This window comes from Erythrobacter sp., from assembly GCF_024305245.1.
Lineage (GTDB): Bacteria > Pseudomonadota > Alphaproteobacteria > Sphingomonadales > Sphingomonadaceae > Erythrobacter.
The window spans coordinates 318253-331258 of sequence record NZ_JAMWYX010000004.1; the positions used below are offsets into that span (position 1 = coordinate 318253).

The window sequence follows — 13006 nt, forward strand, 5'->3', positions numbered from 1 at the left end:
GGAGTGCCAACTTTGCCGCGTCTTCTCCGTAGCTCCTGACGACTGCGTCCTCGCCAAACACGCTTTTGGTAACTTCCCGAATGAAACTCGCGAGTTCCACCGGAAGCGGCGAAGGCGTGCGTGGTGGGATAGGTCCTTTGGAAGCTGGCATCTCGTCAGAATATCACCTGCATGAGCGGCGGCAACGGGGTCGCAAGCCGAACGGCAGCTTCGTGCGGGTTGTCGGCAAAAGCAGACCTTCCGCCTCAGCGCGGCAGTTCGCTTGTTCCCATCAGCGCTTCATCCACCGCGCGTGCCGCCTGGCGGCCTTCGCGGATTGCCCAGACAACGAGGCTCTGCCCGCGCCGCATGTCGCCGCAGGCGAATACGCCCGGCACGCTGGTGGCGTAGCGATCGGTATCGGCGGCGACATTGCCGCGCTCGGACAAGTCCACGCCCGCCTGTTCGAGCAGGCCGGCCTTTTTCGGCCCGACAAAGCCCATCGCCAGCAGGATCAGATCGGCGGGGATGGTGAACTCGCTCCCCGCCATTTCCTGCATCTGGCCGCCGACCCATTCGACTCGCACGCATTCGAGGCCGGTGACCTTTTCGCCGTCACCCAGCACGCGCTTGGCCAGCACGGCCCAATCGCGCTCCACGCCTTCCTGATGGCTGGAGGAGGTGCGCAGCTTCATCGGCCAATCGGGCCAGGTCAGCGCCTTGTCTTCCTTTTCCGGCGGCTTGGGCATGATTTCGAGCTGGGTTACGCTTTTCGCGCCCTGCCGGTTCGATGTGCCGACACAGTCGCTGCCGGTATCGCCGCCGCCCAGCACCACCACGTGCTTGCCGGTGGCGAGCAGGGACCCCCGCGGAGCGGCACGCAATTCGTCGTCGCCCGCAACGCGCTTGTTCTGCTGCGTCAGGAATTCCATCGCCATGCGCACGCCGGTCATTTCCGCGCCGGGGATCGCCAGCGGGCGGGCATCCTCCGCGCCGCCTGCCAGCACCACTGCATCGAAGTTTTCCTGCAGGGACTTGAACGAGATGTCGACGCCGACTTCCTTGGAGGTTTTGAACGTCACCCCTTCGGCTTCCATCTGCTGGGCCCGCCGGTTGATGAGGTGCTTTTCCATCTTGAAGTCGGGGATGCCGTAGCGCAGCAGCCCGCCGATGCGGTCGCTTTTCTCGAACACGGTGACGCTGTGCCCGGCGCGCGCGAGTTGCTGTGCGGCTGCGAGACCTGCCGGGCCGGAGCCGACCACCGCGACCGATTTGCCGGTCTTCTTTGCAGGCACCTGCGGGGTGACCCAGCCTTCTTTCCACCCGCGGTCGATGATCGCGCATTCGATCGACTTGATCGTCACCGGCTGATCGATGATGTTCAATGTGCACGCCGCTTCGCACGGGGCGGGGCAGATACGACCGGTGAATTCGGGGAAGTTGTTGGTGGTGTGGAGCATGGCGAGCGCACGCTTCCAGTCCGCCTCGTAGACGAGGTGGTTCCAGTCCGGGATCAGGTTGTTCACCGGACACCCGTTGTGACAATAGGGAATGCCGCAATTCATGCAGCGCGAGGCCTGACCCGCCAGCGTGCCTTCGTCCGGCTGGACGACGAATTCGCGGTAGTTCTTCAGCCGTTCCTGCGGATCGAGATAGTCGCGCTCGCGGCGATCCAGCTCGAGAAATCCGGTTTCCTTGCCCATAGTCCTGTCTCGTTCCTGAAATCTATTCGGCAGCGACGCTGGCGGCTTCGTGGCGTTCGGCCTCGAGCCGTTTCAGCGCGGCGGCATAATCGCGCGGCATGACCTTGACGAACAGGCCGAGCGCCGTGGCCCAATCGGCCAGCAGCGCGCCCGCCAGCTTGCTGCCGGTGTGGAGCTGGTGGCGTTCGACCAGAATGCGCAGCCGCTCGGCATCGTGGCGCAGCATGTCGCCCATGCCGAAGTCATTGACACTGCGCGGACGCTGGGCCGGGCGGCCCGTCCCTTCCTCGGCGTCCACACCTGCCGATACCGGCAAGAGATCGACCTGCGCGTGATTGACCAGATTGGCGAAGGCGCCTTCGGGATCGTAGACATAGGCGACCCCGCCGCTCATGCCGGCGGCGAAATTGCGCCCGGTTTTGCCGAGCACCACCACCACGCCGCCGGTCATGTATTCGCAGCCGTGATCCCCGGTGCCTTCGACCACGGCAATCGCGCCCGAATTGCGCACCGCGAAGCGTTCACCCGCAACGCCGTTGAAATACGCCTCGCCCGCAATCGCGCCATACAGCACGGTGTTGCCGACGATGATGTTTTCGTGGGACGCGCGCGGTGCGGCGTCGGGTTGGCGCACGATGATGCGGCCGCCGGAAAGCCCCTTGCCGACATAGTCGTTGGCATCGCCGACCAGATCGAGCGTCACCCCGTGCGCAAGCCATGCGCCGAAGCTTTGCCCGGCCACGCCTGTCAGGTTGATGCGGATGGTATCGGTCGGCAGGCCTTCATGCCCGTGCGCCTTGGCGATTTCACCCGAGAGCATCGCGCCTACCGTGCGGTGGACATTGCGAACCTCGCGGGTGATCTGCACCGGTGCGCCGCTGTCGATGGCGGTGCGGCAATCGGCGATCAGCGCATTGTCCATCGCGCCTTCCAGCCCGTGATCCTGCACCGCGATATTACGCAGCGACGCGCCGTCCTTCATTTCGACCCGGTGGAGGATGCGGCCAAGATCGATGCCGCGCGCCTTCCAGTGCCGTTCCATCCGGCGGGTGTCGAGCCGGTCGACCCGGCCGACCATTTCCTCGACCGTGCGGAAGCCCATGTCGGCCATGATCTGCCGCAGTTCCTCGGCGACGAAGAACATGTAATTGACCACGTGTTCGGGCTGACCGGTGAAGCGCGCGCGCAGCACCGGGTCCTGCGTGGCGACGCCGACGGGGCAGGTGTTGAGGTGGCACTTGCGCATCATGATGCAGCCTGCCGCGATCAGCGGTGCGGTGGCAAAGCCGAATTCGTCCGCACCCAGCAGCGCGCCGATGGCGACATCGCGCCCGGTGCGCAGGCCCCCGTCGACCTGCACCGCAATCCGTTCACGAAGGTCATTGAGCAGCAAAGTCTGCTGGGTTTCGGCCAGACCGATTTCCCACGGCGAACCGGCATGCGTCAGCGAAGTGAGCGGCGAAGCGCCCGTCCCGCCGTCATAGCCTGCGATGGTGACATGATCAGCGCGCGCTTTGGAAACGCCCGCCGCGACCGTGCCGACGCCCACTTCGGACACCAGCTTCACGGAAATCCGCGCCACCGGGTTCACGTTTTTCAGGTCGTGGATCAGCTGGGCGAGGTCTTCGATAGAATAGATATCGTGGTGCGGCGGCGGCGAGATCAGGCCCACGCCGGGTGTCGAATGCCGCACCGCGCCGATACGCTTGTCGACCTTGTGGCCGGGCAGCTGGCCGCCTTCACCGGGCTTCGCGCCCTGTGCCATCTTGATCTGGATATCGTCCGAATTGACGAGATATTCGGTCGTCACGCCGAACCGCCCGGACGCGACCTGCTTGATCCGGCTGCGCATCGAATCGCCATTGGCCATCGGGGTGAAGCGGAACGGCTCCTCCCCGCCTTCGCCGGTGTTCGAACGCCCGCCGATGCGGTTCATCGCGATCGCCATGGTCGAATGCGCTTCGTGGCTGATCGAGCCGAGGCTCATCGCGCCGGTCGAGAACCGCTTCACGATTGCCACCGCCGGTTCGACCTCGTCCAGCGGGATCGGCTGGTCGGCCTTGCGGAATTCGAGCAACCCGCGGATCGTCAGCAGCCGTTCGGACTGTTCGTTGATGCTGGCGGCGAATTCGGCGTAGTTCTTCGGGTTGTTGCCGCGCACCGCGTGCTGCAACTGCGCGACGTTTTCCGGAGTCCAGGCGTGTTCCTCGCCGCGCAGGCGGTACTGGTAGATCCCGCCGACATCGAGCATCCCGTCATAGATCGGGTTGTCGCCGTAAGCCTGATCGTGACGTCGCAGCGCTTCCTCGGCGACTTCGGTCAGGCCGATGCCTTCGATGGTGGTGGCGGTGCCGGTGAAGAACTTCTCCACGAAGGCGGTCGACAGGCCCACCGCGTCGAAAATCTGCGCGCCGCAATATGACTGATAGGTCGAAATGCCCATCTTCGACATGACCTTGCGGATGCCCTTGCCGACGCCCTTGATGTAATTCTGCTGCACCTTTTCAGGCGACAGGTCGGCGTGCCGCTTGACCCGCAGCGCTTCGAGCGTTTCGAACGCGAGATAGGGGTTGATCGCTTCCGCCCCGTAGCCTGCCAGCACGCAGAAATGGTGCACTTCGCGCGCTTCGCCGGTTTCGACCACAAGGCCGGTCTGCATCCGCAAGCCCTGCCGCACCAGATGGTGATGCACGGCGGCGGTGGCGAGCAGCGCGGGCATCGGCACGCGGCCTTCGCTTTGCGCGCGGTCGGATAGGATCAGGATGTTGTGATCCTGCAGCACCGCCTCGGTCGCAGCCCAGCACATTTCCTTGATCGCCATTTCGAGGCCATCGGCCCCGGTTGCGGCATCCCAGGTGATGTCGATGGTGGCGCAGCGGAATGCGCCGTCCAGCGCTTCCTCGACCGAACGGATCTTGGCCAGATCGTCATTGGTCAGGATCGGCTGATGCACTTCCAGCCGCTTGTGCGTGCCGGCATCGCGGCCAAGCAGGTTGGGGCGCGGCCCGATCATACTGGTGAGGCTCATCACCAGTTCCTCACGGATCGGGTCGATCGGCGGGTTGGTAACCTGCGCGAAGTTCTGCTTGAAATAATCGTACAGCAGCCGCGCGCGGGTCGACAGCACGGCAATCGGCGTGTCGGTGCCCATCGACCCGATCGGATCGTCACCGTCGGTCGCCATCGGTTCAAGGAAGCGGGCGACATCTTCCTGCGTATACCCGAACGCCTGCTGGCGTTGCAGCAGGGTGGTGTCCTCCGCAGGGATGGCGCTGAGTTCGGGGATGATGTCGGTGATGTCTTCCAGCTTGTACTGCGCCTGGTCGAGCCACTTGGCATAGGGCTCGGCGCCGGAAAGATCCGCCTTCAGCTCGTCATCCTCGATGATGCGGCCCTGTTCCAGATCGATCAGCAGCATCTTGCCCGGCTGCAGCCGCCACTTGCGCACGATGTCTTCTTCGGCAAACGGCAGCACGCCGCTTTCCGAAGCGAGGCAGACGATATCGTCCTTGGTCACGCAGAAGCGCGCCGGGCGCAGGCCGTTGCGGTCCAGCGTCGCGCCGATCTGGCGGCCATCGGTAAAGCACACCGCCGCCGGGCCGTCCCATGGCTCCATCAACGCGGCGTGATATTCGTAAAACGCGCGCCGGTCCGGGTCCATCAGCGGATTGCCTGCCCATGCTTCGGGAATCAGGATCATCATCGCGTGGGCAAGGCTGTATCCGCCCGCGATCAGCAGTTCCAAGGCGTTGTCGAGGCAGGCCGTGTCCGATTGCCCGTGCGGAATGATCGGCCACATCTTGTCGAGATCGGGGCCGAGCAGCTCGCTTTCCATCGTGCGGCGGCGCGCGTTCATCCAGTTGACGTTGCCGCGCACGGTGTTGATCTCACCATTATGCGCGATCAACCGGAACGGGTGCGCCAGCCGCCAGCTGGGGAAGGTGTTGGTGGAAAAGCGCTGGTGGACGAGGCCCAATGCAGAGACGCATTCGGGATCGCGCAGATCGTCGTAGAAGCTGCCCACCTGCGTTGCCAGCAGCAGCCCCTTGTACACGATGGTGCGGGTCGAGAAGCTGGGAATATAGCTTTCGGTGATGTCCGGCAGGCCATGCTTTTCAGCCAGGCTCGCCAGCGGGTTCTGCACCTGCTTGCGGATGGTCAGCAGCTTGCGTTCGAACGCGTCCTGATCGGCGCAGTTGGTCCCGCGCGCGATCACCGCCATCTGGATCACCGGCATCGAGGCGACTACCGCCGCGCCGAGGCCGTCCATCGTCGTCGGCACATCGCGCCAGCCGATGAAGCGCTGGCCTTCCTTGGCGGTGAAGGTTTCCATCCGCGCCTTCAGGAAATCGCGCGCGGCATTATCCTGCGGCAGGAAATACATCGCCACCGCGTAATCGCCGGGGGCGGGCAGATCATGGCCGTGCTCGCCGGCCCAGCGGCGGATCAGCGGATCGGGAATCTGGACGAGAATCCCGGCCCCGTCGCCCAGCAGCGGATCGGAACCGACCGCGCCGCGGTGATCGAGCTTTTCCAGAATCTCCAGCGCCTGCGCGATGATCGCGTGGCTTTTTTCGCCCTTGATATGCGCCACCATGCCCACACCGCAGGCATCGTGTTCGTTACGGGGGTCATAGAGACCCTGGGAGACGGGGTATCCCATGGCAAAGGTCCGATCTGTCAGATGCCGACAAACGCGCTTTGCGCGCTTTGATGCTCGCAAGTCGACGCGCGCTCACCGGCAGGTCATTAGGGCAGGCATGGCCGCGGGCGGCCGCTGATGCCCGGTTTCGGCCCCCTCATGCCGACAGGAAGCGGATTTGGCAATGGGTTTGCGCGAAGCAATATTTCTCGCCGCGCTAGCCAGACTATCGTTAGATTGCGCGCCCCGCATCACGCGGCGGGGTGACTTGCACCATTTGCGCCATTTAAGCGGGGCCTAGGCGGCGCCGCGCAGTTCCTGCAACCGGCCGATTGCGGCGCGCAGCGGCTCGCTGTGCGTGTCCGCGCGTGCACCCTGACTGAGGGCGGCCAGCGCCTTCAACGCTTCGGCCAGTGCCGCATCGCGTCCGGCAAGGTCGGCACGGTCGCCCTTCTGGGGCGCTGCGGCCTGATGTTGGTGCATCGCAGCGGCGAATCGTTCGACCATCTGGATCAGGCTGAGATCGCTCGGCGGCACGGCGCGCAGGCGTTCGATCGCGCTCGGGCTGACGGTGCGCAGCGCCGCGGGTTCTGCTACCTGGGCGGGCGCGGGAGCAGTTTCGGGGCGGAAATCGGGGCCGACAACGGGGTCCGCTTGCTTTGTTTCGAGGTCAACGGGTGCAGGTTCATCCACCCACACCGCATTGCGTCCCGCCAGCGCGGCGAATTCGCCGAGGTCGAGCGCGCGGGGCGGGGGAAGGTCTTGCGGCGCTGCTGCGGGCTCAGGCTCGGCTTGCGGCCTGAGCGAGGCGAAAGGTTGAGTCGTCACCGGTTCATCGAGACTGCCACTGCCCAGTTCCTTCACCGGGTCGATGGTGCGCACGTACCGCATCGCCAACGTCGCGAGCGAAGGGGCATCGACCGGCTGCGCGGCCTTGCGCGACATCAGCCGCGCCAGCAGCAGCATCGCCGCGCCCATGACCAACGCTGCAAGGCCCGCAAGCGCAAAGGGCGCAAACCCGCCCAGAACGCCCAGTCCAAGCGCGAAGGCTGCGGTAAAGATCATCGATTGCGGCAGCACCAGCGTGCAAAGGCCGCCCGCCGCCGCGCCCCACACGCCTAGGATCGGGGCAAACAGGCGATGGTTTCGCAGCATCTGGCGCGTGGCCCTGCTGCGATCGGTCTTGCCCGCATTCCTCTGCCGCCAGCCTGCCATGCGCCTGTTACCCTGCTTTCCGATAAAGCCCCGCCGCGCCGCGATCGAAATCGAACGGGCCGGGCTGTTCTCTGGCTAGCAAGAGATGGTAAACAGACAGATAATTTCGCGCATTGGCGGACCAGTCGTGATGGTCCCGCACATGGGCGGCGGCGCGCTGCTTGGTCGCGTCCCACGTTTCGCGCGCACCGATCAGCTGCGTGAGTGCGGCGGCGCAGGCAGCGGGATCATCGGGCGCGAACAGGCACCCGGTTTCCCCGTCGGTGATCAGTTCGCGGTGGCCGCCCACGCTCGACGCTGCAACCAGCCGGCGCTGCGCCATCGCCTCCAACGGCTTCAGCGGGGTAACCAGATCGGTCAGGCGCTGGGCCTTGCGCGGATAGGCGAGGATATCGACCAGCGAGTAATAACGCTCCACCTCGGCGTGCGGCACCCGGCCAGTGAAGATCACCGCTTCGGGTTCGGGCAAGGCGGCGGCAGCAGCGCGCCACGCGCCGTCCATCGGCCCCGCGCCGACCAGCACCAGCCGCGCATCGGGGTGCACGGCGCGCAGCAGCGGCATCGCGGCGATCAGATCATCGACTCCTTCGTAAGCGTAGAAGCTGCCGATATAGCCGATCACCGGAGCGCCCGGCGCAATGCCGAGCTGCAATGCCAGCGCGTCGTCACGCAGCCGCGGATCGCCGAACAGCGACAGATCGACCCCGTTGGGCATGATCCCGATCCGTTCGGGCGCAATACCGCGCGCAATCAGATCATCGCGCAGACCGTGGCAGATGGTGAACACCGCATCCGCCTGCCGCACCACCCGCGTTTCCAGCGCGCGGGTCAGGCGGTATTTCAGATTGCCCTCCGTCCCCGACAGGTTGCCGACCGCCGCATCTTCCCAGAAGGCGCGGATTTCGTAGACGAACGGAATGCCGAGTGCGCGGGCCGCGCGCTGGGCGGCGGCTCCGCACAATGCGGGCGAATGGGCATGGATGATGTCGGGCCGCCATTCTCGCGCAACCGCAAGGATCGCGCTGTCCAGCGCGGACACCTCGCCCAATTCGCGCAGCGGCGGCGGGCCTGAGGGCAAGCCCGGCGTGCGGTGGAAGATCAGCCCGTCGGCTTCCTCGGGGGAGGGGATTTGCGGCGCTTCGAGATTGTGGCGCTGTCCGGTGATCCCGCGCACCTCCAGCCCCAGCCCCTGCTGCGCCTTCAGAATCGCGCGGGTGCGGAAGGTGTATCCGCTGTGCAGCGGCAGCGAATGATCGAGGACGTGGAGGATGCGGGTCATGCGGCGGTGACTTAACGCAACTGTGCTTAACGCGGCGTCAACTGGCTGGCGGTAAAGCAGTCTTGCCGCCCGCGGTTCGGAGCCTTGCCCCTATGATCGATTATTTCGCGCTTGCTCTTGGCCATGGTCTCATGGCGATGGCGGTGCTGCGGCTGGTGCTGCGGCCGGATATGGACGTCGATCCGCTGCTGGACCGGTTGAATGCGGACATGGCAGCGAACCGCAAGGCCGCGAGCGCCGCAGGGCGGAGCGCGGCGCGCAGCGCGAAATCGGGCAAAGGCCAAGCGCAGCCCGAATGATCGATATCGTCTTCCTCGCCTTTATTTTCTACCTCCTGCTGCTGGGGTTGAAGCGCCCGTTCCTGTGGGTGCTGCTGTATGTCTATATCGATATCCTCGCCCCCCAGCGGATCGGTTACTCGCTGATCACCAGCCTGCCGGTGTCGCTGATCGCGTTCGGCGCGGCGTTCGGCGGGTGGCTGGTGCTGGACCGCAAGGAAGGCGCGCGCTTTTCGGTCAGGCAAGGCCTGATGCTGACGCTGCTGGCCTATTGCTGGTGGACCACCGGCAACGCCGATTTCCCCGAGCCGGCCGCGACCAAGTGGGACTGGGTGTGGAAGGCGCTGCTGTTCGCGATCTTTCTGCCCTTCACTCTCACCACCCGCGCCCGGATCGAGGCGCTGGCGCTGATGCTGGTGCTGGCGGTGGCGACCATCGTGATCGGCACCGGCATGAAGACCGTGCTGGGCGGCGGCGGGTATGAAAACCTCAAGTTCTTCGTCAACGACAATAGCGGCATCTACGAAAGCTCGACGCTGGCGACGGTCGCGATCGGGCTGATCCCGATGATCTGGTGGTTCACCCGCTACGGCACTGTGTTCCGCCCGCACTGGATGCTGACGGGGTTCGCAGTCGCGCTGACTTTCGCCTGCCTGCTGGTGCCGATCGGCACCGAGGCGCGCACCGGGCTGCTGTGTATCGCCGCGCTGGGCGTGCTGCTGCTGCGTTACACGAAGCGGCGGTTGCTGTTTATCGCCGGAGCAGGATTGCTGGGCCTCGCCGCGCTGCCGTTCCTGCCGCAATCCTATTACAACCGCATGGCGACTCTGGCCGCACCGGGCGGCGACGAAAGCGCATCGACGCGTGTGGCGGTGTGGCAATGGACGCTGGATTACGTTGCCGAAAACCCCACCGGCGGCGGGTTCGATTCCTATCGCGGCAACCGTTTTTCCTATGTCATGCCGGTCAAGGAAGTGTCCGGAAACACCACCAGCGTGACCTACAGCCAGGTGGTCGACGAAGGCCGCGCGTTCCATTCCGCGATTTTCGAGGTGCTGGGCGAACAGGGTTGGCCGGGCCTGCTGATCTGGCTGACGCTGCATGCGCTGGGGCTGTGGCAGATGGAGCGGATCTACCGCCGCTGGAAGGGGGCCGAGGCCGAGGAGGAAGCGTGGATCGCCCCGTTTGCCGCCGCGCTGCAGATGAGCGCGCTGATCTACATCGTCGGCGCTCTGTTCCAGGGGATCGCCTATCAGCCGGTGATGCTGATGCTGGTCGGCCTGCAGATCGGGCTCAATTCCTACTGCGCGCGGATCGATTCGGCGCGGTTTCTGCATGATCGCAGCATCCGGCGGCGCGATGCGATTGTCGGCAAGATACGCGGTGCCGTAGCGGCATAGCGCGCTGCGAGTCTGGGCCGTTGCGCTCCCCCTGTCGATGCGCCATGAAGCCCCCGCAACAGAGGCGCGGCGGGCACGGGATTTTCCGCCGTTTGACATAAAAGGAGGAGCCCTATGACCCCGCAGGAACTGGCCGCCAAGGTCGGCGAGAATATCGGCACCAGCGAATGGGCCGAAATGAACCAGGAACGCATCAACCAGTTCGCCGAGGCGACCGGTGATCACCAGTTCATCCACGTCAACGAAGACATGGCGAAGATGACCCCGTTCGGCGGCACCATCGCGCATGGTTTCCTGACGCTGTCGATGATCCCCTATCTCTCCGCCAACAGCGACATGCCGCGCGTCGACGGGATCAAGATGGCGGTCAACTACGGCGGCAACAAGACCCGCTTCATCGCCCCCGTCCGTTCGGGCAAGCGTATTCGCGGCCACTGGAAACTGCTCGAAATGGCCGAAAAGCGCCCCGGCCAGTGGCAGCAGACGGTCGAAATCACGATCGAGATCGAAGGCGAGGACAAGCCCGCCCTGATTTGCGAATGGATGACGCTGTTCTTCGTTTGAAGCCAGCGCACTCCCCCCGCACACAATCGAATAAAGGATACCCCCATCATGGCACGTGACGCCGTAATCGTTTCCACCGCCCGCACGCCGATCGGGCGCGCTTACAAGGGCGCCTTCAACGCCACGCCGGGCGCCACGCTCGGCGCCTACAGCCTTGCCCCCGCGATCGAGCGGGCGGGCATCGAAGCCGGCTCCATCGACGATGTCGTATGGGGCACGGTGCTGACCCAGGGCACGCAGGCGGGCAATATCGCCCGTCAGGTCGCCTTGCGCGCCGGCTGCCCTGTTGGCGTCGCCGCCCAGACCATCGACCGCCAGTGCTCGTCCGGCCTGATGGCGATCGCCACCGCAGCCAAGCAGATCATCGTCGACAACATGGATATCGTCGTCGGCGGGGGTCAGGACTCCATCTCGATGGTGCAGACCCCCGAAATGCGCGTCGCGCCCGATCGTTCGCTGATCGCGATGCACAAGGATGTGTACATGCCGATGCTCGGCACCGCCGAGACGGTGGCCAAGCGGTATAATATCGGCCGCGAGGCAATGGATGAATACGCCCTGCAATCGCAGATGCGCACCGCAGCCGCACAGGAAGCGGGCAAGTTCGACGACGAAATCGTGTCCGTCACCACCACCATGAACGTGATGGACAAGGAGACGAAGGAAGTCTCGCAGCACGAATTCACCCTCACCAAGGACGAAGGCAACCGCCCCTCGACCACGCTGGAGGGTCTGCAAAGCCTTCAGCCGGTCATGGGTCCGGGCATGACCATCACCGCGGGCAACGCCTCGCAGCTGTCGGATGGTTCGTCGGCCAGCGTGCTGATGGAAGCCAAACTGGCCGAACAGAAGGGCCTGCAGCCGCTCGGCCGCTATGTCGGCATGGCGGTCGCCGGGACCGAGCCTGACGAAATGGGCATCGGCCCGGTCTTCGCGATCCCCAAGCTGCTCAAGCAGACCGGCCTCAAGATGGACGACATCGGGCTGTGGGAGCTGAACGAAGCCTTCGCGGTGCAGGTGCTCTACTGCCGCGACAAGCTGGGCATCGATAACGACATCCTCAACGTCAACGGCGGCTCGATCTCGATCGGCCACCCCTACGGCATGACCGGCGCGCGCTGCACCGGCCACGCTCTGATCGAAGGCAAGCGCCGCGGCGCGAAATACGTCGTCGTCACCATGTGCGTCGGCGGCGGCATGGGCGCAGCAGGCCTGTTCGAAGTGTTCTGAGGAAAGGGTCTTCGTCGGCCTACCGGTTCAACCTGCGGTTGTGCTTCGCAACCGCAGGTTGAACCGGGCCGACTACCGATAACAGACGGCGCGGGAGGCAACTCCCGCGCCGTTTGCGTATCGGATTGGCGTACGGCAGAACGTCGGCTTTCGGGGAGAGGGCTGGCGCTGGTGAATGGCGGGAAGTGGGTGGGAAGTTGCCACTTTAAGATCCGTCGCCCCGTGCTTGACACGGGGCTTGGCTTTTCTTTTGTCGCCGTTGCCGCGATACCCGGATCATGGCGAAGGGCGGCTGGGTCTACATCGTGGCGAACCGCTACCGCGGCGGGATGTATGTCGGCGTCACCTCGGATGCTTTGGCCCGCGTGTATCAGCACCGCGAGGGGATGGGCTCGCGCCATGTCGCTGATTTTGCGAAGACCCGGCTGGTCTATGTCGAGCGCCACGAAGAGATCGAACAGGCAATTGCCCGGGAGAAGCTGGTCAAGAAATGGCGACGTGAATGGAAATTTGCGCTGATCGAGGCAGACAATCCGGAGTGGGGCGATCTTTGGGAACAATGGTTCGCACCGCCGCCGGAGCAAAAATAGCCAAGCCCCGTGTCAAGCACGGGGCGACGAACTTGGGAACGGGAACGTTGGGGTCGATAGCCGAACGGCGGCTTTTGTCCCGCGTACCCCGAAGACCGACATGCGCTCATCAGCCCGACTTCGCCG

The 13006-nt window shown here is 64.8% G+C and carries 9 protein-coding genes; 5 read left to right on the plus strand and 4 right to left on the minus strand.

Features of this window, described 5'->3' with window-relative positions:
• Nucleotides 1–245: 245 nt before the first annotated feature.
• The 4 genes from Q0L48_RS08275 to Q0L48_RS08290 all read right to left on the minus strand — a co-directional run bounded on the left by Q0L48_RS08275 (nucleotide 246) and on the right by Q0L48_RS08290 (nucleotide 8818).
• Nucleotides 246–1682 (minus strand): glutamate synthase subunit beta, encoded by a 1437-nt coding sequence (locus tag Q0L48_RS08275; RefSeq protein ID WP_296719515.1) that lies wholly within the window; start codon nucleotides 1680–1682, stop codon nucleotides 246–248.
• A 22-nt stretch (nucleotides 1683–1704) separates the two neighbouring features.
• Nucleotides 1705–6345, minus strand: a complete 4641-nt coding sequence (gltB, locus tag Q0L48_RS08280) for a glutamate synthase large subunit (RefSeq protein ID WP_296719516.1) — start codon at nucleotides 6343–6345, stop codon at nucleotides 1705–1707.
• A 276-nt stretch (nucleotides 6346–6621) separates the two neighbouring features.
• Nucleotides 6622–7539 carry a hypothetical protein gene (locus tag Q0L48_RS08285; RefSeq protein ID WP_296719519.1) on the minus strand — a complete coding sequence of 306 codons (918 nt, stop codon included), beginning with the start codon at nucleotides 7537–7539 and terminating at the stop codon, nucleotides 6622–6624.
• A 7-nt stretch (nucleotides 7540–7546) separates the two neighbouring features.
• A complete protein-coding gene (locus Q0L48_RS08290; RefSeq protein WP_296719521.1) occupies nucleotides 7547–8818 on the minus strand; it encodes a TIGR04063 family PEP-CTERM/XrtA system glycosyltransferase in 1272 nt (423 codons plus the stop codon).
• 92 nt (nucleotides 8819–8910) lie between these two features.
• Between Q0L48_RS08290 and Q0L48_RS08295 the strand changes: the two genes are divergently transcribed.
• From Q0L48_RS08295 to Q0L48_RS08315, 5 genes are all read left to right on the plus strand, one after another.
• Nucleotides 8911–9117, plus strand: coding sequence for a hypothetical protein (locus Q0L48_RS08295; RefSeq protein ID WP_296719523.1), 207 nt, complete (start codon nucleotides 8911–8913; stop codon nucleotides 9115–9117).
• Nucleotides 9114–10496, plus strand: coding sequence for a DUF5935 domain-containing protein (locus tag Q0L48_RS08300; RefSeq protein WP_296719526.1), 1383 nt, complete (start codon nucleotides 9114–9116; stop codon nucleotides 10494–10496). The genes Q0L48_RS08295 and Q0L48_RS08300 overlap by 4 nt, the downstream gene beginning before the upstream one ends.
• A 114-nt stretch (nucleotides 10497–10610) precedes the next feature.
• A complete protein-coding gene (locus tag Q0L48_RS08305; protein ID WP_296719528.1) occupies nucleotides 10611–11060 on the plus strand; it encodes a MaoC family dehydratase in 450 nt (149 codons plus the stop codon).
• A 48-nt stretch (nucleotides 11061–11108) separates the two neighbouring features.
• A complete protein-coding gene (locus Q0L48_RS08310) occupies nucleotides 11109–12290 on the plus strand; it encodes an acetyl-CoA C-acyltransferase (RefSeq protein ID WP_296719531.1) in 1182 nt (393 codons plus the stop codon).
• Between the two features lie 278 nt (nucleotides 12291–12568).
• Complete coding sequence (locus tag Q0L48_RS08315; RefSeq protein WP_296718639.1) at nucleotides 12569–12880, plus strand: GIY-YIG nuclease family protein; 312 nt, start codon at nucleotides 12569–12571, stop codon at nucleotides 12878–12880.
• Nucleotides 12881–13006 lie beyond the last annotated feature (126 nt).